Origin of the sequence: Mesorhizobium sp. NFR06 (assembly GCF_900115245.1) — a bacterium.
In the GTDB taxonomy this organism is placed as follows: Bacteria; Pseudomonadota; Alphaproteobacteria; order Rhizobiales; family Rhizobiaceae; genus Mesorhizobium.
On record NZ_FOVT01000010.1, the window covers coordinates 131,230 to 157,242 of the forward strand.

The window sequence follows — 26,013 nt, forward strand, 5'->3', positions numbered from 1 at the left end:
GCCGCTAATCCCAGCAAAACTGCGAGACCGGATGCGTATTCCCAAACTGAAGGGCTCTCGACGGCTTGGGCATACGCTGGCGATGAACTTAGTAGAAAAACAATCGAAAGAAGCTGAGGGCGCACGGTTCGTCCTTCTAATGCAACCCGCAACCTTGGGCGGGAATACGTCGGCAAACCCATAGCGCACGGTCGACTTCCTTGACCAGCGCGCTTTGACATTCGTCCCCAGTAGCGCAATGCGAATTGCTGCCTGCGTAACACCTCAGCGGCATAAACAGACGTGCTTCGTTAGGGAAATTGTGCAACGATTGCTTCGGGGGAGTAATGAGCGGCACATCCAACTTCGCGTTTCTGGCAACTCACGACCAGCGCCTTGCAACGCTCGGCGCGTTCGCGGAACGCTACTTCCGAGACGACCCCTCGACCGCGATCTTCAAGTTACGGCAGTTCGCGGAGCTGATGTCCAAGTTGATTGCCGCAAGCCATGCGGCCTATCGCGACGAGCGCGAGACCTTCAACGATCTGCTTCGGCGGCTCTCCTACGAGCGCATCATCCCGAGGGAAGTCGCCGATCTCTTCCACGCGCTGAAGAACGTCGGGAACGATGCGGCCCACGAGATCAAGGGCTCGTACGGCCTTGCGCTGACCGCATTGAAGAATGCCCGGTCGCTTGGTGTCTGGTTCCACCGTACCTATGGCAGGCAGCCTGGCTTCAACCCCGGTCCCTTCGTCCCTCCGGCCGAGCCCGTCGACGCCACTGCACCACTGCGCGAAGAGATCGAGGCGCTGCGCCGCAAGATCGCCGAGAGTGAGGAGGCAACCACCATCGCCCGCCGCGACGCCGAGGAGCAAATCCGCGTCCGCGAGACGGTCGAGGAACAGTTCAAGCGCGAGGCAGAGGAACGGATCGTATGGGAGCAGCTTGCCCGCGAGAGCGAGGCTGAGAAGACGGCAATCGTAGCCCAGCTTGCCAGCCTCCAGGCGGGGCTGGCGGTCCCGTCTCACGGGTTCAGCGAGGCTTCCACTCCCTTTCTTGGGTTCGAGCCGGCGGAGACCGAAGCCGATAAAGCAGCACTCGCCGCCAAGCTCGCCAACATTCAAGCCGAGGCCGCCTCCGCGCCACGCTCCGAAGTTGCCGAACTGGTCGAACGCGGCGAGGAAGCCGCAGCGAAGATCGAACTTGACGAGAGCCAGACCCGCGCCCTCATTGACCAACAACTTCGTGATCGTGGCTGGGAAGCCGACACAAAGGCCTTGCGGCATAGTGCCGGTGTCCGCCCTGCCAAGGGCCGCAACATGGCGATTGCCGAGTGGCCGACCGCCAGTGGCCCGGCTGACTACGCTCTGTTCGTCGGCACGACCCTTGTCGGTGTGGTGGAGGCCAAGCGCCAACGAAAGAATGTGTCCGCATCCATCGACCAAGCTGAACGCTACTCGGTCGGGATCAGCAACAGCGGCGACTTCGTCATGGCGGGCGGGCCATGGGGCGAGCATCGCGTGCCCTTCGTCTTCGCCGCGAACGGGCGCTCGTATCTGAAGCAGATCGAAACCGCGAGCGGCATCTGGTTCCGCGACACGCGGCGTAGCGCCAATCACCGTCGCGCGCTTGTGGATTGGCTGACACCGGAGGGATTGGCTGGGCTTCTGGAGGTCGATCAGGACGCCGCCACCGCCGCCTTGAAGACCGAGCCGTTCGAGTTCGGCTTCCCACTCCGGCCCTATCAGGAAGGGGCCATTCGGGCCGTAGAGACTGCCTTGGCAGCCGAGCAACGCTCGATGCTGGTGGCGATGGCGACTGGCACCGGCAAAACCAAGCTCGCCATTGCCCTGCTCTACCGGCTACTGTCGGCCAAGCGGTTTCGTCGCATCTGCTTTGTCGTCGACCGCAGCGCGCTCGGGCACCAGACCCAGGGTGAGTTCTCCACCACCAAGGTCGTCTCCGGTAAGACATTCGCCGAAATCTTCGGCCTGAAGGGATTGGACGACGTTGTGCCGGAGGTCGAAACTAAGGTCCACATCTGCACCATTCAGGGGCTGGTCAAGCGGGTGCTGTTCGCCGAAACCTCGGAAGCCCCGCCCGTCGATCAGTACGACCTGATGGTCATCGACGAGTGCCATCGCGGTTATCTTCTCGACCGGGAGATGTCGGACGCGGAACTCAGCTTCCGTGGCCAGGACGACTACATCTCGAAGTACCGGCGCGTGCTGGAGTACTTCGATGCGGTTAAGATTGGGCTGACCGCCACGCCTGCGCTGCATACCACCGACATCTTCGGCGATCCAATCTTCCGATACTCCTACCGCGAGGCAGTCATCGACGGTCACCTGATCGACCATGAACCGCCTGTCCGCATCGAGACAGCCCTGGCGCGGGCCGGGATCAAGTTCGAGAAAGACGAGCAACTCGACCTCTTGAACACGCAGACCGGCGAGATCGACCTTGCCCACGCTCCCGACGAAATCCGCTTTGAGGTAGACCAGTTCAACAAGCAGGTCATCACGCCGGAGTTCAACCGCGTGGTTGCCGAGGAACTGGCGAGGCACATCGACCCGGCACTTCCCGGCAAGACGCTGATCTTCGCCGCCACCGACGCCCATGCCGACATAGTGGTGAGCGCGATCAAGAAGGCGTTCGCCGAAGCCTATGGCGAGATCGACGACGCGGCTGTGAAGAAGATCACCGGCAGCGTGGACAAGGTGCAGAACCTGATCCGCTCGTTCCGCAACGATGCCAATCCGCAGATCGTGGTGACCGTCGACCTCCTCACCACCGGTATCGACGTGCCGAAGATCACCAATCTCGTCTTCCTGCGCCGGGTCAACAGCCGCATCCTCTACGAGCAGATGATCGGGCGAGCGACACGCCAATGCCCCGAGATCGGCAAGGATGTGTTCCGCATCTTCGATGCCGTCGACCTCTATCCGCATCTTCAGGACCTCACCGACATGAAGCCGGTCGTGGTCAATCCCTCGATCACTTTCGAGCAGCTCGTGGGCGAACTGGTCGACGCGACCGAAGACGCCCATCGCAACACGATCCGCGAGCAGCTTGCCGTGAAGCTGCGCCGTCGCCTGAAGAACTTGCCTGAGGACGCCCGAGAGCGGTTTGAGGCGGTTGCGGGCGAGACGCCGGAGGCAATGCTGCGGCGCCTATTGGCCGACGATGCTGCGGCCTTAGCGGCATGGCTGAAGGATCGTTCCGCCGTTGGCCCGATCCTGGATTGGCAGAGTGATGGCGATACCCCGCGCTTCGTCCCGATCTCGCATCATGCCGATGAGGTTGTGGCCGTCACCCGTGGCTATGGTGGGGCGACGAAGCCGCAAGATTTCCTCGACGGGTTCTCCGCCTTTGTTCGTGGCAACGTCAACACCATCGCCGCGCTGAAGCTGGTCGTAACGCGCCCCCGCGATCTGACCCGCGCCGACTTGAAGGAGCTTCGTCTCGCACTCGACCGCAATGGCTATTCCGAAGCCAATCTGCGCCGGGCATGGGCGGACGCGACAAACGAGGAGATTGCCGCTTCTATCATCGGCTTCGTTCGTCAAGCCGCAATAGGCGACCCGCTGAAGCCCTATGCCGACCGGGTGCGAGCCGCCATGCGGACCATCATGGCGAACCACCAATGGGAGGAGCCGCAGAAGCGGTGGCTGAAGCGCATCGGCGAACAGATCGAGAAAGAGGTGATCGTCGACCGCGAAGCCATCGACAAAGAGCCCTTTATCGCCGATGGAGGGTTCAACCGGCTCAACAAGGTGTTCGGGGGCGGGCTCGAAACCCTGCTCGCCGAGATCAACGAAGAGATGTGGAAGAAGACCGCCTGATGACCAGCACCACCGACATCGTGGCCAAACTCTGGGGCCTCTGCAACGTCCTGCGTGACGACGGCGTCACCTACAACGAGTATGTGACCGAGCTGACCTACCTGTTGTTCCTGAAGATGCTGGAGGAGACTGGACGGGAGAACCGGCTGCCGGACAACTACCGCTGGGGACTGCTCGCCAAGCGCGAGGGCATGGAGCAGCTCGACTACTACAAGGCAATGCTCCTCGACCTCGGCAAGGCCAAGGATGGGCTTGTCCGCTCAATCTTCACCGACGCGCAGACACGCCTCCGCAAGCCGACCAATCTCAAGGCGCTGACCTCCAACATCGACCAGTTGGACTGGTTCTCAGCCCGAGAGGAGGGTCTGGGCAATCTCTATGAAGGGCTGCTGGAGAAGAACGCCTCCGACAAGAAATCCGGTGCCGGGCAGTACTTCACGCCACGTCCGCTGATCGACGCCATCGTGCGTCTCATGCAGCCTCGGCCAGGCGAGACAGTGCAGGACCCGGCGGCGGGCACGGCCGGCTTCCTCGTCGCTGCCGACCGTTACATCAAGGATCACACCGACGACCTCTACAAGCTGCCGGAGGGGCAAGCCTTCTTCCAGCGACACAACGCCTTTGTCGGGGCCGAGCTTGTGCCCGACACGCACCGGCTTTGCATGATGAACCTGCTGCTGCACGGCATCGAAGGAGGCGTGGAGAACATCGACACGCTGTCGCCGGACGGAGAGGCGCTGCCGAAGGCAGACCTCATCCTCACCAATCCGCCCTTCGGCACCAAGAAGGGTGGCGGTCGCCCGACGCGCTCTGACTTCTCGGTCACGGCGGACACATCGAACAAGCAGCTTGCCTTCGTCGAACACATCGTCCGCGCCCTCAAGTCCGGCGGTCGTGCTGCAGTGGTGGTGCCGGACAACGTGCTGTTCGAGGACAATACAGGCCGGCGGCTGCGCACGTGGCTGATGGACCTCTGCAACTTGCACACGATCCTGCGACTGCCGACCGGCATCTTCTATGCGCAGGGCGTGAAGACCAACGTGCTGTTCTTCCAGCGCGGCAAGACCGACAAGGGCAACACGAGCGCGGTATGGGTCTATGACATGCGGGCCAACATGCCCGCCTTCGGCAAGACCAGTCCATTGACTGTCGCCGACTTCGCCGACTTCGAGACCGCCTACGGCTCTGATCCAAATGGCAAGGCCGAGCGGAAGGATCAGGGGGAGGAAGGCCGGTGGCGCAGCTTCAAACGCGAGGCAATTACAGCCCGCAACGACAATCTCGACATTGCGTGGCTGCGCGACACCGAGACCGAGGCCGAGGAGGCGCTAACCGAGCCTGAAGACATCGCCGCCGCCATCATTGGCCACCTCCAGGCCGCGCTGCGAGAGATCGAGGCGCTCTCGGAGGAGATCGAGCCCGATAGCGTCGAGGAAGCTGCTGCTGTGGCGGAGGCAGCAGAATGAGTGAGATGCGATGGGAAGTACCATCGACTTGGGCATGGGCCTCTATCGGTGAATTAGCCGAGGTTGTAGGTGGCGGTACGCCCTCGACCGGCGACGACAGCAACTTCGCTCAGCATGGCATTCCGTGGCTCACGCCCGCTGATCTCACAGGCTATCAAGATGTTTACATCTCCCGTGGCCGTCGTGATCTTAGCGAGAGGGGTTATCGGGTCAGTGCAGCCCGCATCATGCCGGCAGGGACGGTGTTGTTCTCATCGCGAGCGCCCATCGGGTATTGCGCCATTGCGGATGGAGAAATCAGCACAAACCAAGGGTTCAAGAGCTTCGTTCTAAAGAGCGGGCTAAGTCCAGAGTACCTGCGGCACTACCTACTGGGTTCGGTGGACTACGCTGAGAGCAAGGCGAGCGGGACAACCTTCAAAGAGTTGTCGGGGAGCCGTGCCGCCGAACTTGCGGTCCCGGTTGCACCGATCCCCGAGCAAAGGCGGATCGTGGCGAAGATCGACAACCTGACCGGCAAATCCAGACGCGCCCGCGATCACCTCGACCACATCCCCCGCCTCGTCGAGAAGTACAAGCAGGCCGTGCTGGCGTCGGCGTTCCGAGGGGAATTGACGCGGGGATGGAGTGAGGAAGGCCGAATTGCATACGACGATCGCGGCATAGATGGGCGCCTTACGAACCTGAGCGTCCTCCCAATAGGATGGTCGTGGACCTCAATGGGTGCCGTCGCTGCGATTAGTGGCGGTCTGACCAAGAACGCTTCCCGCAACTCTCTACCGCTTCGCGTCCCGTATCTCCGCGTAGCCAACGTCTACGCCAATGAACTGCGGCTGGCTGAAGTGACTGAGATAGGTTGTACTAAGGCCGAATATCAGCGAACGCTGCTACAGCCAGGAGACCTCTTGATCGTAGAGGGCAATGGCAGCCTCGACCAAATCGGTCGTGTCGCCCTTTGGACGGGCGAGCGGCCGGGATGCGCGCACCAGAACCATCTGATCCGAGCTCGCATGGGAGCCGACGTCATGCCCCCATACGCGCTCTTCTGGCTGCTTTCGCCGCAGGGGCGCAACTCTATCGAGACAGTGGCGTCGTCGAGTTCGGGCTTGCATACCTTGAGCATCTCCAAGGTCGGCGGCCTGCCAATTCCGATTTGCTCCAAGGAGCAACAGGAAGAAATCGTCCGCCGCATCGACGTCGCTTTCAAATGGATAGACCGCCTTGCAACTCAAGTGACCAGCGCGCGCGGGCTGATCGACCACCTCGACCGATCCGTCCTCGCCAAGGCCTTCCGGGGAGAACTCGTGCCACAAGATCCCGCCGACGAACCCGCCGACGTGCTGCTGGATCGGATCAGGGCAGGACGCCACTTGCGGCTCTCCCTTAAAAAGTCCAGCGGCAGGATTTTGACTTCATGATTTAGCCCGGGCTCGATTGAACAGGCCCGAGCCCCGATGCTCGACCAGAAGCTCGCAGGCCGTCTCCAGCGCCTCGCCCATGTGCCTCAGGACCCTTCCACGCGGCCTTGGGTAGACGTGCATCTCGGTGGCGGTCGGACCCTCGCTCCACCGCTTGTGCGTTCCTGACGCCATCCGATGCACGAGCTTGGCGGCCTGCACCTGCTTGAACTCGGCCTTCCGCTCAGCCTGTGGATCGTCGCTGATGATCATCTCAACGGCCAGCCAAGCGGCGACCACACGGCGAGGGTCGACGCCGGCCTTCCGTAGCCTCGCCCAAGCGGCCTTTGCGCGTTCCTGTGGTGACAGCCCACGCAGCCGGAAAGCCTCCACGTGAGGCCCTGCGGTTCGCAGAAGCGTGGCCACTCGGTCGACCGCATTAGCCACGTGCTTGTCAGTCTGGTTCGCCTCAAGCCATGCCAACGCGGCAGCCCGGTAGGGGTTGATCTCTCGTGCGCCGTAGGAGCGTTTGTAAGGGCTGCCGTGGCGGGCGTAGTGGTCAGCATGGGGACGGCAGAACCGTGTGTCCAAGCCGTCTCCTGTGCCAGCACGAGCGGGTCTGCTGCAGCCGACCACTCGGCAGCGTGTGAACATCGAACTGGGTTCTGCCGCCCGGCTTTTGACCTCAGCTTTGCGTTCTCGTCTGCGGATCAGCTTCTCGGTCAATCTCGGGTCCCCCTAAGGGGAGCGCGGGGTGAACACCTATGGGCCACTGAAGGTCCAACTGATGCAGAAGTGAGGAGGAACATGGACAGGATAGACATCTCAATAGTGACAGAAGAGAGGGGAACGACGTACCGAATAGCCCAAGGATGAAGGTCATCGGTCATGTGGTCTCGACCTCTGACTGGGTGACAGTTCCTTCGACACCCGCCACCCGTCGGAAGACTGAGAGCATCACTTCCTTCGCCGTCGCAGCAGCGGACGCGGGAACCATCAGAGCGTCGTGGATCGGCAATGCCGTAATCCCTCTCGCCTTCATGATGAGCAATACGCCCACCATGATCTGACTTTCGATGAACTGGACATCGTGCCCAAGGCCGCGATGGAAGCGATCCCTGATCAGCTCGTGCTTCTGCTCGATGGCTGCGACCACCTCGGCGATCTTGTCACTCCGGCGAAACAGCTTGCGCGTGTCCTGGGGGAACCGTTCAAGAGGCTTCTCGGCGAAGATCATCGCGCTCATGACCCGCTTGATCCCCTCGCGCTGCTGCACATAGCCCCACAGGTGGTAGAGGTCGTCTGAGGGTGGCTGCTGCCCCGCCATCCCGTACAGGATGCGAGCGCCAGCCTGACCGTAATCGAGCTCGACCGCCTCCTCGCCGCTGATGCGCAAGCCGACCCGCCTCTCGTCCTTGCGAAGCTGCTGCCAGAAGCCACCGAACAGCCTCCCGCCGCTGTCGAACCGACCTTGGGTGAACACCCGCCGCAGTCTTCGGTCCCGCAGGGCAATCGGTGTGTGTGGCCAAGCGATGCCTCTCCAGTCGAATTGGAGGTCCGCCTCTTGGAGCCATTGGTTGATGTCGGACATCTCCGCCCGGAAACGGTCGGTCATACCATCATCCTGATAGTCGAGACGCCCGCCATCATCCCAGAAGTCGTCGCGGTCCTTTGACCTCTTCAGAACGATGGTCTCGCCGGTCTGGTGTGTATCCAGATCGTCGAGGGCAACCCCATGCTCGGCGATGCGATCAAGCAGTCGCTGTCCCGGACGGATGACAGTGGATCGCGATGCGCCCTGAATGTCGGGGGCGATGTCTTGCTCGACGTATGCCATCTCAGGCTTCGACAAGAGGTCGAGGGTGGCCGGAAACACTTTGCTGTACACTGTAGGCCGATAGCGGCTCTTCGCCCCCAGAACACGGTTGGAGCGGGTGACGAAGATGCCTGACCCACCGACGAGTTGACCGTGGATGAGGTCCGACAGTATGGCTTCGACGGTTTGCTCGAAGGTCTCTTGATCTCTGGGGCGCCTCTTGTTGCGCCTGAGACCGAAGCGGTCCTCATAGCTCGCGAGAAGTCCGACGGCCTCCCTGACGATGCCCTTGGTGGTCTCCGAGGCGGCGAAGCGGTATGGATTGAACGGACGATCACGTTCGCCTTCTTCGTCTTCCGATACGCCGACTGAAATAAGCTGATCCATTCACGTCCTGACACGACAAACTGGCCACCCCGCACTGACGGGGAGGCAGGCGTGTATCAGGAGCAACGCCCACGCTCAAACAACAAATGATGTCCACCCAGTCATTCTGCTTGGCGTGTCGAAACGCGGCTTCGGATGATAGCGGCAAGGTCGTCAGCCTCCTTCAACAGCTTGAACACCTCGGAGCGGATTTCGAGAAATCGACTTAGCTCGGCGTGCGTGCGGTGCCTCATGTCGTCAGAGGTAAGTGGCGCGGCGTCTGCCATGCTGAGGAACCTCTCGAAGTTCGCCACCCGTTCATTCTCATCAGGCGGCGCCAGCAATCGGAGCCAGTCGCGCCAAGGCTTCTGCCCCTTCCTCTCGTTGCAGGTGCGGCAAGATGGGACGAGGTTCCTTATCCGGTGCCCGTGCCCCGAGAACTCACCAGCGATCACACGGTTGAACACATGATCCCATGTTTGGGCCGTGTGACCGCAGTAGGCGCAGACCAAGTCGCCATCAGGGTCCTGACCGAGGTCGCGAAGGGCGGCTGCAACCGCTTCTCGCGAGAACTCATCATACGGCGCCAAGGCGGAAGCGAAGGCATTGGAGAACGTACTCTTCCGCCGCATGATGCTCTGGTGTCGGAGGTACTTCTTGACGCTGTCGAGCTTCATGACGCACGGCTCCCGGGCGCGTCGAAGGGCGCGAGGCGCTTCGCCAACTTCGCCAAGGTCGACCGTGAACAGTTGGTAGCTCGAACGATGGTGTTCCAGCTCTGGCCCTTCCGCAGCATCTCCAAGATGGCCTCGTTGCGCTCCGCGTCCTCGGGGCGACCCTTCATGCGCCCCTCAGCCTTGGCCTTAGCGATCCCCTGAGCCTGCCTGCGGCGTCGGTCGTCGTAGTCCTTGCGGGCAATGGCGGCGAGCATGTCAAGCAGCATCCCGTTGATCGCGTCGAACATCCGGCCGGTGAAGGCGTCCTCGGTCTTCAGCATCATGTGCGATGTCGGCAAGTCCAGCGCCACGACCTTGACCTCTCGATCTTTGATCTCACGCTTGAGCTGCTCCCAGTCCTTGTCCGAAAGGCGGCTTAGGCGGTCGACCTGTTCGGTAAGCAGGATGTCGCCCGGCTTGCTGTCCCTGAGCAGCCGAAACAGCTCCGGCCTGTGCAGCGACGCGCCGCTCTCGTTCTCCTCGTAGGTGGCCGCGATGGTCAGCCCCCGCTCCCGACAGAACGCCTCAAGGTCGCCTCGCGCGCGGCCAGCGTCTTGCTCCTTGGTCGAGGCCCTGAGGTAGGCTCGGATGAATGTCATGGTGCCCTCCAGTTCGATTTGACTGGTTCGCTAATAGGTGGTTCGCTTTGAGTGGTCAAGGGGCATTTCACGAACCAATTCAGACCCGGTTCGGAAAGGGCACACCCAAGCAGACCGGGGTGAAACACGGCCTTACCGTGGCGCGTCAAAAAAGGGGCGGAGGGGGGATAGGGGCAAGGGGGGAAATCCCGCGCGGGCTCATGATCAGAGGGGCGCTCGAAAGTTTTTCCTGAAAAAAGTCCCCTGGTTGCCGTGAGCAACTGCTTGAGGCTGTCCAATCCGCTTGATGTTCTGACAGAATTGACGATACGTCGTACTACTGACGCGCAACATCGCTGATCCATAGGGGGGTGAGGTGATCAAAATAACCGGGTTCGACAAGCTCACGAAGACCCTTGAGCAAGCTCAAAGGGCTCTCAAGGAAGTCGACGGAGAACTGGGAACTGTGAGCTTCGATCCGCAAGACCCTGCCAGCATTGAGGCCGCGATACTGAGCGTCGAAACAATGATTGACGAGCGCCTTGGTCCCTATAAAACGAACCCCGTGATTGCACCTCTGATCGAAGGCATGAAGGAGCAATACAGGCAGGGGATCTTGGAGCGCGCCGCAGAGGCACGGCTTAGGGATGGCGACGAAGTCGATGGCGACTGACTTGTTCCGAGAGATCAACAATGCGGTTCTTGACCTTCAGGCATCGCAGTACCAGAGCTATCAGCGGCCTCTCAAGGCCCTGGCCCGGTTGCTGCAGTCTCCTGAACTTACCGAGGTCAATGCCGAGCTAATCGAGGGCCTCGATCTGGATAAGTTCCTCGGTGGTCAAACTCCGAGCGAGGGGCTCGTTGGGTCCGATACCCTGGATTGGCCGGAAGACCCACGCGAGACTCTGGGCCTGACGCTGCAACTGATCTTCAGGTTCGCTCAGAAACCCGAATTTCTGCTCACCTTCGGCCACCACTACTATCACTCGGGCAGCAAGCTCACCGACGCCATCCACTCTGTCGTTCGGCAACTGCTGATCCCCTTTGTACGCGACTACAAATCCTACGTCGGAAGCAGGAGCGACAGCGGCACCCACCTGATGCTTGCCGCAGCACACAACGACACGGAGGCGCGATTGGCTGGCGCGGGCTCAAACAAGGTCTTCATCGTTCACGGTCACGATGACGATGCTCTCCATGGCCTCGCGAGGTTTCTTGAGAAGCTGAAACTGGAGCCGATTGTCCTGCGAGAGCAGCCCAACCAAGGTCGAACGATCATCGAGAAGTACGAAGACATCGCCGGTGAAGTAGGCTTTGCGGTGGTGCTGCTGACGCCCGATGACGTCGGTGCCGCGAAGACCGCGACTGAACAGAACCAGCGCGCCCGCCAGAACGTGATCTTCGAGCTTGGCTACTTTGCCGGACACCTCGGACGCGGAAGGGTGTGCCTGCTCCGCAAAGGGAACGTTGAAATTCCGTCTGATCTCTACGGGGTCCTGTACATCGACTTGGACCCAGCAGAGGGGTGGAAATCAAAGCTCGTGCAGGAAATGAAGGCCACCAAGCTGGACTTTGACGCCAACCGCATGTTCGCCTGAGCATCTGCGGCGTTGCGCTGCACTTCGCCTGCGCTTTTACATGCCTCACCGAGCGTCCGACAAGCCCACCAAGCGCCGGAGGGTGATCCTGACGGCTGGATATGGCTCGCTCTCCTTGTCCGGGCCGCTCGGGTGATACCCCAAGGCGATACAGGCGTCGGTGATCATAGAGCAGCTGAAAGCCACGCCGGTGAGGTACTCCTCCAAGCATGCCTTGGTCAGGTGCAACTCTTCCGTCCGAACAACGAGGAGATACCGCGAGTATGGCCCGCCTTTCAGCTTCGAGGGGCTGTCCTTGACTGAAATCAGCCTTCCGACTTCGCCCACGAACTCCTCTCGCGTCCAGATGCGGTGTGGTCGCTGGCCGGTCGTCTCGCGCGTCTCCAACGTCTGCTGATCAGCAAGCTCAACAATCTCGACACCCCAGCGGATACCGTCGACAACTGCCTCGCAGTCCGGTGGGTCGTCCCTTCCCCGGTGTGTTAGGCTGTTGTACTCAAGCCCCAAGGCCGTGAGCGCGCTTGCAGCGTCGTCATACTCTTCCCTGTCGCGAAACCCCCTCTTGGAGTGGCGGTACCCGCCGCCCTTGCGGAGGCTGGCAACAGCGCGCTTGAACTCTTCGAGGTCTATATCGTCATCATCAGGCATTCGTCAGGCTGCCGTTCCCAGCGCCTTCTGTAGCGCCCGCGTCGCCGCCTCAAGCCGCGCCTCGGGTCCGCCGTAAGCCTCGCTCACGGCACCCGACGAGTGGCCCAAAATCATGTTCTGCAGAGCCTCCGCCACGTCGGCCTTGACCAACTTGTCCTTGAGCGTATGCCGCAGCGAATGCACCGTCACCTTGCGGTCGGTCACCACCTTACGGACGTGCTTCATGAGCACCTGTGATGCTGCCGAAGCGCCGCCTTCACGAGCGTAGGTCGGGAACAGCAAGGCGCGATCCCCAGCCGCCTCGTGGGCCTCCTGAGCAGCCTTGAGCGCGTCCCCGACCAGCGGCACCCGGCGAACGCTGCCGGCGTTCTTCAGGCGCCTGTGAGGCAAGAACCTGAGGTCGAGATAGGGGCACTCACCTTCGGCGTGAACGTCTTCGACCATCAGCCCGATGACTTCCGCCAGCCGGCACCCCGTTCCCTCCAGCATCCGCCAGACACGCTGAAGATCGTCTGATGCATGACCAAGCACCCGCGCTCGGGTGGCCTTGAGCTGACCGTCGGTGAATGACTTGCGGTCCTCCTTGGCGAACGTCTCCTTCTTGACCTCCAACCCGTTGAATGGGCTGAGCCAGCCCCTCAGCTCGTCCATCTCCTTGGTGGCGTGATTGAGGACTGCCCGGAGGTCGTTCAGGTAACGGTGGACCGTGGAAGGTGCGGGGATCGGCTTCTCGGTCAGCATGTGGTCCCTGACTTCCCGAGCGTCGGCCCTCGTGAATGACCTGATTTGAGGATCACCACGGTTCAGGGCCTTCACGACGTGACCCTGCACACGGTCAATCCGCTGCTGTTTCTTGGTCTCGTCAGCGGTCCCTTCAACCTTGTCCTTGAGGTAGAGCTTGATGGCATCCGCAAGCGTGGGCGCGGGTGCCTTCCGGTCGGGGACCACCAAGGCGCGGTAAAGCTCAGGCTGTCCGGTCTCTTCAAGATGGTCGGCCAAGGCGTCAGCTGTAGCCTCATCCATCGGCCCCCACTCGGCCACCTGCCGGGTTGCCCATTGGTACTTCTCAAGCGCGGTCTTCTCGGGGGTCTTCTTCGGCTTCCCGCGCATCGCGGCCTTGATCTCGGCCTCGGCCTCCTTGTGGACCCGGTCGTAATGTCGCAGCACCTCGGCATGTGTACTGCCCAGCGGCTTGACGATCTCGGTCTTTCCAAGGGCTTGCTTCAGGAAGCCCGGAACCTTCCGCCGGTAGCGGTAGTGCTTCTTGCCTGAGGGCTGCTGGACGTAGGGCAGGTCGATCTGCACGCGGGGTGTTCCTCCTGAGGGCCTCTTGGGTGGACCTCCGGGGATACTCAACGCCTTGATTTCCTTGGAATTACTGGCTTCTCCGAAGAGAAATGGTGCCCAGAAGAGGACTCGAACCTCCACTCCTTGCGGAACACGGACCTGAACCGTGCGCGTCTACCAATTCCGCCATCTGGGCTGGTGCGGGCTCATGTAAGCGGGCAAACGATATGTGTCAACGCGCTTTTTTCGTCGGCGCCGGCTCTCTTCTTCCTAGCGTCGCGCTGCCCCTCATCGCCCTGCCGGGCACTTCTCCCCGTATAGTGACGGGGAGAAGGGGCCGGCCGCAGCGTCGGCGCTCTTCTTGCAACGCTGGCGATTGGCGAAATCATTGGAGCGCGCGCCCCTCGCCCCGTATAGTGACGGGGAGAAGGAAGCTCCGCCTCACCCCTCCAGCACGTCCTTCTTTGCCACGGTGGAATCGGCGTTGAGCTTGTAGATCACCGGCACGCCGGTGCCGAGCTCGAGCTTGACGATCTCCTCGCCCGACTTGCCGTCCAGCGCCATGATCAGCGCGCGCAGCGAGTTGCCGTGGGCTGCGACCAGGACGGTTTGCCCGCGCAGCACATGCGGCTGGATGTCATGCAGGTAGTAAGGCCACACACGCGCGCCGGTGTCCTTCAGGCTTTCGCCGCCGGGCGGCGCGATGTCGTAGGAGCGGCGCCAGATATGCACCTGCTCCTCACCCCATTTCTTGCGCGCGTCGTCCTTGTTGAGGCCGGAGAGGTCGCCATAGTCGCGCTCGTTGAGCGCCTGGTCGCGGATCGTCTCAAGATCGCTCTGCCCGACCACGTCGAGGATGTGCTGGCAGGTCTCCTGCGCCCGCTTCAGCGCCGACGTATAGGCGATGTCGAATTTCAGGCCGCGCGCCTTGAGCTTCTCGCCGGCGGCAAGCGCCTCCGCATTGCCCTGCTCGGTCAGGTCGACGTCGCGCCAGCCGGTGAACAGGTTCTTCAGGTTCCATTCGCTCTGGCCGTGGCGCACAAGCACGAGAGTTCCCGACATGTTTGCTCCTGATAGGTGGTTGGATTTGAGCAATTCCGCGAAAATGTAGCGGTTTTCCGCGCGGAATTGCGTTGGAAGAACAGGCCGCCTCAGCTCAGGCCGAGCACGTCCCGCATGGAATAAAGCCCCGGCTTCTTCGCGCGCGCCCAAAGCGCGGCTTTTACCGCGCCGCGGGCGAAGATTGCGCGGTCCTCGGCGTGGTGGGAAAGCGTGATGCGCTCGCCAGTGCCGGCGAGGATCACGCTGTGGTCGCCGACGACGGAGCCGCCGCGCAGTGCCGCGAAGCCGATCGAGCCCGCCTTGCGCACGCCGGTATGGCCGTCGCGCACCCGCACGCTGTTGTCGGCGAGATCGATGCCGCGCCCTTTCGCCGCCGCCCCGCCGAGCAGCAGCGCCGTCCCGGACGGCGCGTCGACCTTGTGCTTGTGGTGCATTTCCAGGATCTCGATATCGAAATCTTCCGGCTCGAGCGCCTTCGCGGCCTGCTCGACCAGCACCGCCAGCAGATTGACGCCGAGGCTCATATTGCCGGATTTGACGATCGTCGCATGGCGCGCCGCGGCCGCGATCCTGGCATCGTCGTCGGCCGAGCAGCCGGTGGTGCCGATGACATGGACGATGCGCGCCTGTGCCGCGTAGCCGGCGAACTCGACGCTTGCGGCTGGCGCGGTGAAATCGAGCACGCCGCTCGCCTTGGCGAAGGCCGGCAGCGGATCGTCGACGATCGGCACGTTGATGATGCCGATGCCGGCGAGCTCGCCGGCATCCTTGCCGAGATAGGGTGAGCCAGGCCGCTCGACCGCGGCGGCGACGCGCGCGCCGGGCATGGTGTGGATGGCGCGAATCAGCGTCTGTCCCATGCGGCCGGCGGCGCCCACCACTACCAGGCCCATATCGCCTGCTTCGCTCATGCCTTCCTCCCGACCGCCTTCTTGGCGCGCTGTGAAGTTTGGATTGGCTTGACGTCGTCGACAAGCCCCAGCCCCTTCTTGCCCTGAATGCGATGGAAGCGGGCATAGATGCTGTGCGGGTCGGCCATCAGCGAGGCATGCGTGCCTTCCTCGACCAGCCGCCCTTCTTCCAGCACGATGATGCGGTCGGCATTGACCACGGTCGACAGCCGGTGCGCGATCACGATGGTGGTGCGGCCTTCCATGACGTGGGTGAGCGCTTCCTGGACGCGCGCCTCCGCCTCGTTGTCGAGCGCCGAGGTCGCCTCGTCGAGCAAAAGGATAGGCGCCTGGCGCACGATCGCCCGCGCGATCGAGACGCGCTGGCGCTGGCCGCCGGAAAGGGTCGCGCCGTTCTCGCCGACCGGCGTGTCGTAGCCTTGCGGCTGCTGGCGGATGAACTCGTCGGCGGCGGCCTGTTTCGCCGCCTGCTCGATCTCGGCATCGGCGGCCGAGAGCCGGCCGTAGCGGATGTTGTCGCGGATCGTGCCTTCGAACAGGTAGGGCGCCTGCGAGACATAGGCGATCGATTGGCGCAGCGAGCGCTTCGTCACCTTCGAGATGTCCTGGCCGTCGATTTCGATGCTGCCCATGTCGACGTCGTAGAAGCGCTGCAGCAGCGCCACCATCGTCGACTTGCCGGCACCCGAGGCGCCGACGACCGCCGTCACCTTACCGGCGGCGGCGGTAAAGCTCAGGTCTCTCAGAACCGGCATGTCGGCGCTGTAGCCGAACGTCACATTGCTGAAGCGCACCTCGCCGGTGGTGATCCTGGCCTCGACCGCGTCGGTCGCGTCGCTCTGCTTCGGCTCGAGGTCGAGCAGCTCGTAGATCATGCGCGCATTGACCAGCGCGCGTTCCATCGTCACCTGCATGCGCGCCAAGCGCCGCGCCGGATCATAGGCAAGGATCAGCGCGGTGATGAAGGAAAACACCGCGCCCGGCGGCTGGCCCAGCACCAGTGCCCGATAGCCGGAATAAGCGATGACGGCGGTGACGGCGAGGCCGGCCAGCATGTCCGAAATCGGCGACAGCCGCTCCGAGACGCGGGCGATCTTGTTGCTGCGCTGCTCGGCCGTGTCGGCCATGATGCCGATGCGGCGCGCCAGCTCGTCCTCCATGGTGAAGGCCTTGACGATGGCGATGCCTTGCGTGGCCTCCTGGATGGACCCGGTCAGCCGCGAGTTGATCAGCACGGACTCCCGGTTGATCTTGCGCACCCGGCGGGTGATGTAGACGACGGCCCAGATCAGCGGCGGCCCGATCAGCAGGGAGCTGAGCGACAGGACCGGATCCTGGTAGACCATCAGGGCGACGAGGCCGACCAGTGTCACCGCGTCGCGGGTGATCGAAATCAATGTCAAGGACAGCAGGTCGCGGATGCCGCCGACATTCTCGTCCACCTGCGCAGCCAGGCGGCCGGAACGTGTGTCGCTGAAGAAATCGACGCCGAGCCGCATCAGATGGTCGAAGATGCGCTTCTGGTAGCGGGCAACGAGATTGTTGCCGATCGTGGCCAAGGCAATCGCCTGGCCGTAGCCGGCGAAGCCGCGCACGATGAAGGCGCCCATGAAGCCGGCGCAGATCCAGACGATCGCGTCGCCGCGCCGTTCGTAGAAGATCTCGTTGACCATCGGCGCCATGACCCAGGCCGAGAAGGCGGTCGCGCCCGAAACCAGCAGCGAACAGACGATGACGACCGCATACGACCAGCGATGGTCGCGACCGTTTTCCGCGATGATACGGCGCAGCACCGCCGTGACTTCGCCTGGCCGGGCTTTTGGCTTGCTTGGGTTTGTCAAATCGGAAGCGCTTCGTGGTTCTCTTCGGGCCGCAATTCGGCACCCTCTTAGCGTCCCGGCTACGGCTTGCCTATGGCGAAACTTCGTCGCGGTTCCGGATCCAGGCCTGGCGGGCGGTTGCCGGAAGCCCGAAACCCCTATGCCCGCCAGTGCCGGCCCGCCGTCTGCACGCCGAACAGCGACGGCGTCCTGGCATAGGCGGCAAGCCCGAGCAGCGCCGCCAGCGGATGGGTGATGACATAGACCGGTATTTCGCGCATCAGCGCGCTGTGCGGCGCCTTGTCCTCGAAGGCGGCGCGGAAATTGCCGGCTTTCAGCGCCGGCACGATTTTTTGCGCGATGCCGCCGGTGAGGAAGACGCCGCCGCGGCTCATGAACACCAGCGCCAGATCGCCCGCGGTTCGGCCGAGGCAGGTGACGAACAGCGCCAGCGCCTCCTCCGCCACCGGATCGGATTTGGACAGCGCCGCCGCGGTGACCTCGGCAGGCGTGGTGAACGGCGCCGGCCTGGCGTCGGCCTTGGCCACGGCGCGATAGACATTGACCAGTCCACGCCCGCACAGGATCTGCTCGCCGGAGATGCGGCCTTCCAGCTTGTCGATATGCGGGAACACTTCGAAGTCGCGCGCCGTGCGCGGACCGATATCCATGTGCCCGCCCTCGCCCGGCACCGGGATCCAGTGGTGGAGCGCGTAGATCAGGCCGGCGACGCCGAGCCCGGTTCCCGGGCCGAGCACGACGCGCCCGGCATTGAGCTCCGGCGTGCCGCCGCCGATCTTTTCCATATGCTCTTCGCCGAGCGCCACAACGGCCAGTGCCTGCGCCTCGAAATCGTTGAGAACCACCACTTCGCTCAGGCCCAGATTGGCGAACATCTGGTGCGGCTTGACCACCCAGGGGCAATTGGTGAGACGGATCTCGTCGCCGTCAACCGGGCCTGCCACCGCCAGCACCGCCGAATTCGGCTGGATCGACGAACGGTCGAGCACCGCCGCCTGGATCGCTTCGTCGATGGTCTTGAAATTGGCGGTCTGGACGATTTGCGGCTCGGTCGCTTCGGAATTGGCGTCGAGCACGATGGAGAAGCGCGCATTGGTGCCGCCAATGTCGCCGATCAGGACCGGAAATCGCAGCCCCTTCTCGTCTTCGCCTGCCATGCTCTTGATCGTCCTCGTTGCGGCGCCACTGCGCCGTTTCAATCGATTGACTAGCGCATGACCCCGCAAAGGGGAAGCCCGCTTGCGCCTTAGGGCAATTCCAGGAAGTGTGAGCGGTTAGGCTCGGCGCCTTCGCCGTAACCTTCCGTCCGGAATTGCGTCAAAGCGAAGAGATAGGGCGTTTCGCCGTTTCGTGAAACGGTGGAACGCGCTAGTTCCCCGACACAGGGATTTTGAAAGGTTGCCGTTTGTCTTGGTGCACGATTTTCCGTTCATTTCCGTGAAATCAGCGCAAACGCCGGGGATTGGTTGAAGCCGCTCAACGTCGTCATTCTAGGGTCTTCGCGACGGAGCTTCGCTCCTGCTCCGCCCTAGAATGACGATCGCGATGGGCGTTTCGGGCAATCTCCAACACATGCCACCTGCCACCGCAAACAGAGCCGACCGGTCAAAATCCCTGTGCAGTGCCACTAGTTCCCCGGTCTGGGTCTTGGCAGCGGGATGCCGATCGCGGGCGTTGGCGCAAAAGCGCTTGCCGCCGCCGGAAGCGCCGCGTTCTCGCTCGAGATCGTTTGCACCGGCTCGGTCGGCTGCGGTTCGGCCACGGCGACCGCCGCCGCGCCGCCGTCATGATAGGTCACCGCCTCCAGCGAAGGCGCATCGGGCGCGTTCAGCACATCCTGGCATTGCTTCGGCAAATTGGCCATCGTCATCAGGTCGCGCGCCTTGGGCGCGTCAGGGTTCTTGTTCGGCCGCCACGGCTCCTCGGTGAACCACCAGGCAAGCGGCTTGCCGCAGCCGTCGTCCTCCGGCGTCGCCTCCTGCGCCTTGCACAAGGGCGACCCCGGCTGGCAGCCGATGCGCATGTGGAAGTGATAGTCGTGGCCCCAGAACGGCCGGATCTTGCGCAGCCAGGAGCGGTCGCCGGTGACGGTGTCGCAGAGCTTCTTCTTGATGCCGGGGTTGACCAGGATGCGCTCGACCTCCGCGTAGCTGGCCGCGCGCTTCAGGAGACGTGTGTGCTGCGGCGTCCACAGCGCGTCCTTCACCAGATGCGTCTTTTCGTCGACCATCAGTGTCGCGCTGATGGTCTCGCGCTGCGCCGTGGTCAGCGGCCGCTTCGGCATCGGTGTCAACCAGATGTCGGCGTCCAGCCCGATCTGGTGCGAGGCATGGCCCGTCATCATCGGCCCGCCGCGCGGCTGCGAAACGTCGCCGATCAAAAGACCCGGCCAGCCGTCCGCGACCGCATCGCGCGACAGTTTTTCGATCAGCGCGATCATCGCCGGATGGCCCCAGCGGCGGTTGCGCGACGGACGCATCACTTCCCAGGTCGGGCCGTCCATCGGCAGCGCCACGCCGCCGGTGAAGCAGCCCTTGGAGTAGAAGCCGAAGGATTGCGCCGGCGCGACGGCCGGCAGCTTCCTGGCGCCGAACAGGTCCTTCGCGCGGGGTTCGGCCGAAATCGCGGCCGCCGCCAGCGCGGCTAAAGTCACCAGCGCCAGCGCGGCGGTCAGGAACGGCTTCCTGTCGGGCAGCGATCGCAACGTCATCGGGCCGGGTCCCCATCCAGTCAAATTCGTTGGCGCGACGCACTCTCTGAGTGCGAATCATACCACGCCGCGCGCGGCGCTTCGATCACGAGCGGTTCATCGGGCTGCGCGGCTCTCCGTCCCGCCAGTTGCCGTCGGCCCACATCCGCTCCAGCGCCACGCGATAGTTCGGAAACCGGAAGCGGTAGCCGGCCGCCTTGATCGCCCTGTTGGCGACGCGTTTGTTCTCGCCATAGAAAGAACGCGCCATAGGCGAAAGTTGGGCGGTTTCGAAGGCAATTTCGGGCGGCGGCTCGATACCCATCAGCCCGGCGGCATAGGCGACGACATCCTGCGGCGGCGCCGGCTCGTCGTCGGTGACGTTGAAAATCCCGCCGAGATCGTTTGCGGCCAGATGCCAAAGCGCGCCGGCGATGTCGGCGCAATGGATGCGGTTGAACACCTGGTCGGGCTTGACCAGCCGCCGCGCCGTGCCGTCCTCGAGATTGGCCAGCACGTTGCGGCCGGGGCCAAAGATGCCGGACAGCCGCAGCACCGCCACCGGCTTTGCCATCTCGCGGCCCAGCCCCAGCCATTCCTGTTCGGCCGCCACCCGCATCACCGAGCGCTTCGACACCGGCTTGCACACGCTGGTCTCGTCCACCCAGGCGCCGCCATGGTCGCCATAGACGCCGACGGTGGAAAGATAGCCGATCCATTCCAGCGCCGGCATATTTGCCCGGATCGTTTCGCCGGCGGCGTTGAGCACCGGGTCGCCGGCTTCGTCGGGAGCGATCGAGACGATGAGATGCGTCGTCCTTGCAAGGGCGTCGCCGAGGTCGGGCGACAGCGAGCCATCGAATTGCAGCGGCTCGATGCCGGCCGATCTCAGCGCTTCGAACTTCTCCGGCGCCCGGGTCGTGCCGAAGACCGGTGCGTGCTGCTCGTTGGCCCGCGCGAAAGCCTTGCCGGAATAGCCGGCGCCGAAGATCAAGAAGCGTCTTTCGCCCATCAGTGTACCCCTATCAATCGGCCCTTGCGGAATGTGCCGGCGCCGCCAGCCATTCCTCTCGGACGGCCGCATCGGTTTCGGCCTTCGAAGCCGTAGCGGCAAGGTCGCCAAATTCGCGGTCGGAGAGCAGCCGCGACAGGGCCCAGATTGCCGCACCCCGCACCAGCGGCGCGGCATCGCCGAGCAGACCACGGACGATCGGTACGAGCGACGCGTCGCTCGAATTGCCGGCGGCGATCAGCACGTTGCGGATAAAGCGGTCGCGGCCGATGCGCTTGATCGGCGAGCCCGAGAAGAAGGACCGGAACGCCGCGTCGTCGAGCGCAAGCAGCTGCGAAAGCGGCGGCTCGCGCAAATCGTCGCGGGCGGCAAGCTTCGCTTCCGCGGCAGCACTTGCAAACTTGTTCCACGGACAGGCGGCTAGGCAATCGTCGCAGCCATAGATGCGGTTGCCGATCTTTTCGCGGAACTCGCGCGGGATCGGCCCTTTGTTCTCGATGGTGAGGTAGGAGATGCAGCGCCGCGCGTCGAGCCGGTAGGGCGCCGGGAACGCATCGGTCGGGCAGATGTCGAGGCAGGCGCGGCAGGAGCCGCAATGGTCGATCTCGGCTTTGTCCGGTTCCAGCTCGGCGGTGGTGAAGATCGTGCCGAGGAACAGCCATGAACCATGCGCGCGGCTCACCAGATTGGTGTGCTTGCCCTGCCAGCCTATCCCCGCCGCTTCCGCCAGCGGCTTTTCCATGACAGGCGCCGTATCGACGAACACCTTCACGTCGCCGCCGGCGCGGGCGACGATCTTGCCGGCGATCTCCTTCAGCCGGCCCTTCATCACGTCGTGATAGTCGCGGTTTTGCGCATAGACGGAGATCGCGCCGCGGTCGCGCTTTGCAAGGATATCGCGCGGATCGCGGTCCGGGCCGTAATTCATGGCCAGGACGATGATCGAGCGCACCTCGGGCCACAGTTCCGAGGGTTCGGCCCGCCGCTGAATCGTTTCGGCGATCCACTCCATCGAGCCGTGAAAACCGTCGGATACGAATTCGGCGAGCCTTGCCGGCGCCAGCGGGATCGCGTCCGGCCGGGTGACGGCGACCGCGTCGAAGCCGGCGCGGCGTGCCTCCGCGTCGATCAGCGCGCGCAGCTTATCAGAAGTCGAGGTCCGCATAATGCGACACCGGAGACAGGCCACGCACCCGGTCGGAGAGCAGCGGCCTGAACGACGGCCGCGATTTCACCCGCGTGTACCATTCGCGCGCGGCGGTATGCTCGCGCCAGTCGATCTCGCCGAGATAATCGAGCACCGAAAGCGTCGCCGCCGCCGCGAGATCGGCATAGGTCACCTTGCTGCCGGCCAGCCAATGGCGGGTGCCGGCGAGCCAATTGGTGTATTTCATGTGCTGGCGGATGTTGGAGCGCGCGGCGCGGATCGCCGCCGAATCCGGCGAGCCGCCTCCGGCGGTCTCGGGCATCACCGGCTTCAGCACGCGCTCGCGCACCAGGTGGCGGGTGACCTCGCTTTCGGCCTTGCTGAGATACCAGTCGGTCAGCCGGCGGATTTCGGCGCGCTGCATCGGGTCTTCGGCGAACAGGCGCTTGTCGCGCTTCAAGACGCCGCGCGTCTCGTCGAGGTACTCGGCGATCACCATGGCGCCGACGATCGGCACGTCGCCTTCGGCAAGCAGGATCGGCAGCGTGCCGGCCGGGTTCAGCGCCAGGAACTCCTTGCGTCGCGTCCAAGGCTTTTCCTCGATCAGCGCCAGCTCCTCGCCATACTCGCCGAAGGCGAGGCGGACGAACCGGCAGGTGGCGAACATCGGATGATGGAAAAGCGTCAGCATGGTTCCGCGATGATAGGGCGCACTGGCGAATCGCTAACGGCGCCGGTAAGTCTTGGCCGCCCGATTCCAGGGCGGTCATGGTGCTGCGACCTATAGGGGGACTTCCGCGCCATGACAAGCAAGCCCGTCCCTTGGAGCATGATGTCGTCCGAAAACCGCTTCACACTTTTCGGCATCATGCTCAAGCCGTCATTCGAAAGCAGAGGTTGCCATGGAAAGCCAGACCATCGTCGAAGCGCTGCTGCTTGGGCTTTTGGAGGGCCTGACCGAGTTCATCCCGGTGTCCTCGACCGGCCACATCCTGCTTGCCGGCCATTTCCTCGGCTTCCATTCCACCGGCAAGGCCTTCGAGATCCTGATCCAGCTCGGCGCGATCCTGGCCATCCTCAGCGTCTATTTCAGCCGGCTCTGGCTGATGCTTGTCAAGCTGCCCGGCGACCCGCAGACCCGGCATTTCGTCATCGGCATCCTCATCGCCTTCCTGCCGGCCGCGGTCATCGGCGCGCTGGCGCATGATTTCATCAAGACCATCCTGTTCGAATCGCCGCGGCTGATCTGCATCATGCTGATCATCGGCGGCGTGGTGCTGCTCGTCGTCGACCGCATCAACTTCAAGCCGGTCCATCACGATGTCGAGCGCTTCCCGACCAGCCTTTACCTGAAGATCGGCCTGTTCCAGTGCCTGTCGCTGATCCCCGGCACCTCGCGCTCGGGCTCGACCATCGTCGGCGCGTTGCTGATGGGCGTCGACAAGCGCGCGGCGGCCGAATTCTCGTTCTTCCTCGCCATGCCCACCATGGTCGGCGCCTTCGCCTTCGACCTCTACAAGAACCGCAACGTGCTGACTTCGGCCGACCTGCCGATCATCACCATCGGCTTCGTCGCCGCCTTCGTCACCGCGTTGCTCGTGGTCCGCTTCCTGCTTGGTTACGTCTCACGCAACGGCTACGCGCTGTTCGGTTGGTGGCGGCTTGTGGTGGGTATCGTCGGGCTGGCGGCGCTGATGGTCTGGGGGTGAGCGGCAGGGCCGCTCATTGGGTAACGCCGAGTTCCTTCGCGCCCCCCTCTGCCCTGCCGGGCATCTCCCCCACGAGGGGGGAGATTGGCAGCTTCGGCGCCCCGCCGACTCTACAACGCGGATGATTGGCGAAAGCGACAGCGAAATCTGATCTCCCCCCTCGTGGGGGAGATGGCCGGCAGGCCAGAGGGGGCGCTGTCCCGCCGACATCTCGTAGGATAGGCCCTCAATTCCTTCCATAAAACGCGTTCTCGACATGCACCGGCCAGCGCCAGGGTAGCACGGCCACCATGTCGAAACGCATCGAAAGCCGCCCGTAATCCGGCTGGCGCGACAGCCATAAATCCGCCGCGCCCTCGATGCGGCGCTCCGATTCTTGGCCGATCGCTTCCATCGCCTCGATCAGCGTCCGTCGCGCCTTGACCTCGACGAACAGCACGAGGTCGCCGCGCCGGGCGATCAGGTCGATCTCGCCGAGCTTGGTGCGATGTCGGCGGGCGAGGATGCGATAGCCTTTCAGCATCAGCGCCAGCGCCGCCAGCCACTCGCCGCGATGGCCGCGCCGATAGGCTTTTCGGCGATGGCCGACGGTGCGTTCAGCCACCGCCGGCATCCTTCAGTTCCAAGAGCCGCCGATACAGCGCCTGCTTCTGGCCGCCGGTCATCTTCGCGGCCTCGGCCGCTGCCTTCGACGCCGGCATTTCGGCGGCGAGCGAGAGCAGGAGGCGGTCGATGTCCGCCGGCTGCTCCTCCATCGCTTCCGGCGGGCCGACGCAAATGACGATCTCGCCCTTTGGCGTGTCGGCCGCCGCGTAGTGGTCGGCAAGCTCCCCCAGCGTTCCGGTGCGCATCTCCTCGAACGTCTTCGTGAGCTCGCGCCCGATCGCGCCTCGGCGACTGCCGCCAAGCGCCTCGACCATTGCGCCAAGCGTCTCGGCCAGCCGGCGCGGCGACTCGAAGAAGATCAGCGTCGCCGGCACCTGCTTGAGGCTTTCGAGCTTCGTCAGCCGCTGTCCCGTCTTGGTGGGCAGAAAACCGGCGAACAGGAAAGCATCGGAGGGCAGGCCGGAGGCGGTCAGCGCGGCGAGCGCGGCTGAGGGCCCAGGAATCGGCACCACGCGGATGCCTTGCTCCAGCGCCTCGCCGACCAGCCGGTAGCCCGGATCCGAGACCAGCGGCGTGCCGGCGTCCGAGATCAGCGCCACGCTCTGCCCCGCCGCCAGCGCCTCGATCAGTTTTGGCCCTGCCTCGGCGGCATTGTGCTCATGATAGGCGGTGGTGCGGCGGCGGATGCCGTAGCGTTCGAGCAGCACCCGCGAGACGCGCGTGTCCTCGCAGGCGACGATGTCGGCGGCGGCCAGCGTCTCCAGCGCCCGCAGCGTGATGTCTGCGAGGTTGCCGATCGGCGTCGCCACCAGGTAAAGCGCCGGCGCAAGCGGCCGCGCCGCGACCTCGCTCTGCCCGATCAGATAGCTGCGTTTGTCGCCGGTCACCGAATGCCCCTCATTTCAAGCAATTCCAGGAAAAGTGTGTCGCGGTTTTCCGTCCGGAATTGCGAAAGAACCAGATCTGTTTGGCATGACTGACGCCTCGTTGCAAAACGTGAGGTCTATCGAAGAAACTCGCCATGCCTTCGCCACAGTGAGGAACGAAACCGGCAACGGCGAATTTAAACCCTGATTCCCCGGGAGGAGGCAGGACCGGACGATGCCCAATCGCTTCGACATTTTTATCAGCCGACTTGAAGGCAAAACCGCCCGCGAGGGCATTCACCCAAATCCGATAACCGCCCAGCAAGGTGGCCGCGGCGACAAGGCCGAGGCGAAGCCGGTCCGTGCCGGCGAGGCGCAAGGCGAGAAGCACCGCGGCAAGCACCGCCAGAAGCATGACGCTTAGAGCATTGTAAATGAGCGCAGGCCGCTCACGCTTCGTCATTCCAGGGCGGA

General features: G+C 63.5%; 23 protein-coding genes and 1 tRNA gene. 6 read left to right on the forward strand and 18 right to left on the reverse strand.

Annotated features, from left to right (window positions below; all coding sequences use genetic code 11):
* Positions 1 to 326: 326 nt before the first annotated feature.
* Genes hsdR through F3H96_RS18740 form a run of 3 tightly spaced genes read left to right on the forward strand, consistent with a single transcriptional unit; the run spans position 327 to position 6,708 of the window.
* The gene (gene hsdR / locus F3H96_RS18730; RefSeq protein ID WP_149803209.1) at positions 327 to 3,824 is read left to right on the forward strand and encodes a type I restriction-modification system endonuclease; all 3,498 of its coding nucleotides are present in this window, start codon (positions 327 to 329) and stop codon (positions 3,822 to 3,824) included.
* Positions 3,824 to 5,290 carry an N-6 DNA methylase gene (locus tag F3H96_RS18735; protein WP_149803210.1) on the forward strand — a complete coding sequence of 489 codons (1,467 nt, stop codon included), beginning with the start codon at positions 3,824 to 3,826 and terminating at the stop codon, positions 5,288 to 5,290. The genes hsdR and F3H96_RS18735 overlap by 1 nt, the downstream gene beginning before the upstream one ends.
* Complete coding sequence (locus F3H96_RS18740) at positions 5,287 to 6,708, forward strand: restriction endonuclease subunit S (RefSeq protein ID WP_149803211.1); 1,422 nt, start codon at positions 5,287 to 5,289, stop codon at positions 6,706 to 6,708. The genes F3H96_RS18735 and F3H96_RS18740 overlap by 4 nt, the downstream gene beginning before the upstream one ends.
* Here F3H96_RS18740 and F3H96_RS18745 read toward each other — a convergent pair.
* From F3H96_RS18745 to F3H96_RS18760, 4 genes are all read right to left on the reverse strand, one after another.
* Positions 6,703 to 7,278 (reverse strand): hypothetical protein, encoded by a 576-nt coding sequence (locus tag F3H96_RS18745; RefSeq protein ID WP_244620061.1) that lies wholly within the window; start codon positions 7,276 to 7,278, stop codon positions 6,703 to 6,705. The genes F3H96_RS18740 and F3H96_RS18745 overlap by 6 nt on opposite strands.
* 295 nt (positions 7,279 to 7,573) lie before the next feature.
* A complete protein-coding gene (locus F3H96_RS18750) occupies positions 7,574 to 8,890 on the reverse strand; it encodes a hypothetical protein (RefSeq protein ID WP_149803212.1) in 1,317 nt (438 codons plus the stop codon).
* Positions 8,891 to 8,991: 101 nt separating this feature from the next.
* On the reverse strand, positions 8,992 to 9,546 hold the full coding sequence (locus F3H96_RS18755; RefSeq protein ID WP_149803213.1) for an HNH endonuclease: 555 nt from the start codon (positions 9,544 to 9,546) through the stop codon (positions 8,992 to 8,994).
* A complete protein-coding gene (locus tag F3H96_RS18760; protein ID WP_149803214.1) occupies positions 9,543 to 10,184 on the reverse strand; it encodes a recombinase family protein in 642 nt (213 codons plus the stop codon). Before F3H96_RS18760 ends, F3H96_RS18755 begins: the two co-directional genes overlap by 4 nt.
* Before the next feature lie 355 nt (positions 10,185 to 10,539).
* Between F3H96_RS18760 and F3H96_RS18765 the strand changes: the two genes are divergently transcribed.
* Together F3H96_RS18765 and F3H96_RS18770 are read left to right on the forward strand one after the other, a co-directional pair.
* Positions 10,540 to 10,836: a hypothetical protein gene (locus F3H96_RS18765; RefSeq protein WP_149803215.1), complete on the forward strand. Its 297-nt coding sequence runs from the start codon at positions 10,540 to 10,542 to the stop codon at positions 10,834 to 10,836.
* On the forward strand, positions 10,826 to 11,761 hold the full coding sequence (locus F3H96_RS18770; RefSeq protein ID WP_149803216.1) for a nucleotide-binding protein: 936 nt from the start codon (positions 10,826 to 10,828) through the stop codon (positions 11,759 to 11,761). Before F3H96_RS18765 ends, F3H96_RS18770 begins: the two co-directional genes overlap by 11 nt.
* A gap of 45 nt (positions 11,762 to 11,806) precedes the next feature.
* Here F3H96_RS18770 and F3H96_RS18775 read toward each other — a convergent pair whose 3' ends face one another.
* The 11 genes from F3H96_RS18775 to F3H96_RS18825 all read right to left on the reverse strand — a co-directional run bounded on the left by F3H96_RS18775 (position 11,807) and on the right by F3H96_RS18825 (position 23,049).
* A complete protein-coding gene (locus F3H96_RS18775) occupies positions 11,807 to 12,409 on the reverse strand; it encodes a hypothetical protein (protein ID WP_149803217.1) in 603 nt (200 codons plus the stop codon).
* 3 nt (positions 12,410 to 12,412) lie between these two features.
* Complete coding sequence (locus tag F3H96_RS18780) at positions 12,413 to 13,714, reverse strand: tyrosine-type recombinase/integrase (protein ID WP_149803218.1); 1,302 nt, start codon at positions 13,712 to 13,714, stop codon at positions 12,413 to 12,415.
* Between the two features lie 93 nt (positions 13,715 to 13,807).
* Positions 13,808 to 13,892: transfer RNA gene (locus tag F3H96_RS18785), tRNA-Leu, on the reverse strand.
* A gap of 245 nt (positions 13,893 to 14,137) precedes the next feature.
* A complete protein-coding gene (locus F3H96_RS18790; RefSeq protein ID WP_149803219.1) occupies positions 14,138 to 14,758 on the reverse strand; it encodes a 2,3-bisphosphoglycerate-dependent phosphoglycerate mutase in 621 nt (206 codons plus the stop codon).
* 89 nt (positions 14,759 to 14,847) lie between these two features.
* Positions 14,848 to 15,669: a 4-hydroxy-tetrahydrodipicolinate reductase gene (gene dapB / locus F3H96_RS18795; RefSeq protein WP_149803220.1), complete on the reverse strand. Its 822-nt coding sequence runs from the start codon at positions 15,667 to 15,669 to the stop codon at positions 14,848 to 14,850.
* Positions 15,666 to 17,510: an ABC transporter ATP-binding protein gene (locus F3H96_RS18800; RefSeq protein ID WP_149803221.1), complete on the reverse strand. Its 1,845-nt coding sequence runs from the start codon at positions 17,508 to 17,510 to the stop codon at positions 15,666 to 15,668. Before F3H96_RS18800 ends, dapB begins: the two co-directional genes overlap by 4 nt.
* Positions 17,511 to 17,647: 137 nt before the next feature.
* Positions 17,648 to 18,667 carry a glucokinase gene (locus F3H96_RS18805; protein WP_149803222.1) on the reverse strand — a complete coding sequence of 340 codons (1,020 nt, stop codon included), beginning with the start codon at positions 18,665 to 18,667 and terminating at the stop codon, positions 17,648 to 17,650.
* Positions 18,668 to 19,137: 470 nt separating this feature from the next.
* Entirely contained in the window at positions 19,138 to 20,220 is a 1,083-nt protein-coding gene (gene mepA / locus F3H96_RS18810; RefSeq protein WP_149803223.1) for a penicillin-insensitive murein endopeptidase, read from the reverse strand.
* Between the two features lie 85 nt (positions 20,221 to 20,305).
* Entirely contained in the window at positions 20,306 to 21,211 is a 906-nt protein-coding gene (locus F3H96_RS18815) for an SDR family oxidoreductase (RefSeq protein WP_149803224.1), read from the reverse strand.
* Positions 21,212 to 21,224: 13 nt separating this feature from the next.
* On the reverse strand, positions 21,225 to 22,376 hold the full coding sequence (gene queG / locus F3H96_RS18820; protein ID WP_149803225.1) for a tRNA epoxyqueuosine(34) reductase QueG: 1,152 nt from the start codon (positions 22,374 to 22,376) through the stop codon (positions 21,225 to 21,227).
* Entirely contained in the window at positions 22,357 to 23,049 is a 693-nt protein-coding gene (locus F3H96_RS18825; RefSeq protein ID WP_149803226.1) for a glutathione S-transferase family protein, read from the reverse strand. The genes queG and F3H96_RS18825 overlap by 20 nt, the downstream gene beginning before the upstream one ends.
* Before the next feature lie 211 nt (positions 23,050 to 23,260).
* Here F3H96_RS18825 and F3H96_RS18830 point away from each other — a divergent pair, with 211 nt between their 5' ends.
* Positions 23,261 to 24,067 (forward strand): undecaprenyl-diphosphate phosphatase, encoded by an 807-nt coding sequence (locus F3H96_RS18830; protein ID WP_149803227.1) that lies wholly within the window; start codon positions 23,261 to 23,263, stop codon positions 24,065 to 24,067.
* A gap of 226 nt (positions 24,068 to 24,293) precedes the next feature.
* On the opposite strand, the gene F3H96_RS18840 is transcribed toward F3H96_RS18830, so the two are convergent.
* The 3 genes from F3H96_RS18840 to F3H96_RS30600 are packed head-to-tail and all read right to left on the reverse strand — an operon-like array spanning position 24,294 to position 26,002.
* A complete protein-coding gene (locus F3H96_RS18840; protein ID WP_188131453.1) occupies positions 24,294 to 24,671 on the reverse strand; it encodes a YraN family protein in 378 nt (125 codons plus the stop codon).
* On the reverse strand, positions 24,664 to 25,560 hold the full coding sequence (gene rsmI / locus F3H96_RS18845) for a 16S rRNA (cytidine(1402)-2'-O)-methyltransferase (protein ID WP_149803229.1): 897 nt from the start codon (positions 25,558 to 25,560) through the stop codon (positions 24,664 to 24,666). The genes F3H96_RS18840 and rsmI overlap by 8 nt, the downstream gene beginning before the upstream one ends.
* Before the next feature lie 10 nt (positions 25,561 to 25,570).
* Entirely contained in the window at positions 25,571 to 26,002 is a 432-nt protein-coding gene (locus tag F3H96_RS30600; RefSeq protein WP_188131454.1) for a hypothetical protein, read from the reverse strand.
* Positions 26,003 to 26,013 lie beyond the last annotated feature (11 nt).

Excerpts from the sequence above, each read along its gene's own strand:
- hsdR (WP_149803209.1), top strand. The coding sequence starts at position 327 with ATGAGCGGCACATCCAACTTCGCGTTTCTGGCAACTCACGACCAGCGC.
- F3H96_RS18735 (WP_149803210.1), top strand. The coding sequence starts at position 3,824 with ATGACCAGCACCACCGACATCGTGGCCAAACTCTGGGGCCTCTGCAAC.
- F3H96_RS18740 (WP_149803211.1), top strand. The coding sequence starts at position 5,287 with ATGAGTGAGATGCGATGGGAAGTACCATCGACTTGGGCATGGGCCTCT.
- F3H96_RS18750 (WP_149803212.1), bottom strand. The coding sequence starts at position 8,890 with ATGGATCAGCTTATTTCAGTCGGCGTATCGGAAGACGAAGAAGGCGAA.
- F3H96_RS18755 (WP_149803213.1), bottom strand. The coding sequence starts at position 9,546 with ATGAAGCTCGACAGCGTCAAGAAGTACCTCCGACACCAGAGCATCATG.
- F3H96_RS18760 (WP_149803214.1), bottom strand. The coding sequence starts at position 10,184 with ATGACATTCATCCGAGCCTACCTCAGGGCCTCGACCAAGGAGCAAGAC.
- F3H96_RS18770 (WP_149803216.1), top strand. The coding sequence starts at position 10,826 with ATGGCGACTGACTTGTTCCGAGAGATCAACAATGCGGTTCTTGACCTT.
- F3H96_RS18775 (WP_149803217.1), bottom strand. The coding sequence starts at position 12,409 with ATGCCTGATGATGACGATATAGACCTCGAAGAGTTCAAGCGCGCTGTT.
- F3H96_RS18790 (WP_149803219.1), bottom strand. The coding sequence starts at position 14,758 with ATGTCGGGAACTCTCGTGCTTGTGCGCCACGGCCAGAGCGAATGGAAC.
- dapB (WP_149803220.1), bottom strand. The coding sequence starts at position 15,669 with ATGAGCGAAGCAGGCGATATGGGCCTGGTAGTGGTGGGCGCCGCCGGC.
- F3H96_RS18805 (WP_149803222.1), bottom strand. The coding sequence starts at position 18,667 with ATGGCAGGCGAAGACGAGAAGGGGCTGCGATTTCCGGTCCTGATCGGC.
- mepA (WP_149803223.1), bottom strand. The coding sequence starts at position 20,220 with ATGACGTTGCGATCGCTGCCCGACAGGAAGCCGTTCCTGACCGCCGCG.
- F3H96_RS18815 (WP_149803224.1), bottom strand. The coding sequence starts at position 21,211 with ATGGGCGAAAGACGCTTCTTGATCTTCGGCGCCGGCTATTCCGGCAAG.
- queG (WP_149803225.1), bottom strand. The coding sequence starts at position 22,376 with ATGCGGACCTCGACTTCTGATAAGCTGCGCGCGCTGATCGACGCGGAG.
- F3H96_RS18825 (WP_149803226.1), bottom strand. The coding sequence starts at position 23,049 with ATGCTGACGCTTTTCCATCATCCGATGTTCGCCACCTGCCGGTTCGTC.
- F3H96_RS18830 (WP_149803227.1), top strand. The coding sequence starts at position 23,261 with ATGGAAAGCCAGACCATCGTCGAAGCGCTGCTGCTTGGGCTTTTGGAG.
- F3H96_RS30600 (WP_188131454.1), bottom strand. The coding sequence starts at position 26,002 with ATGACGAAGCGTGAGCGGCCTGCGCTCATTTACAATGCTCTAAGCGTC.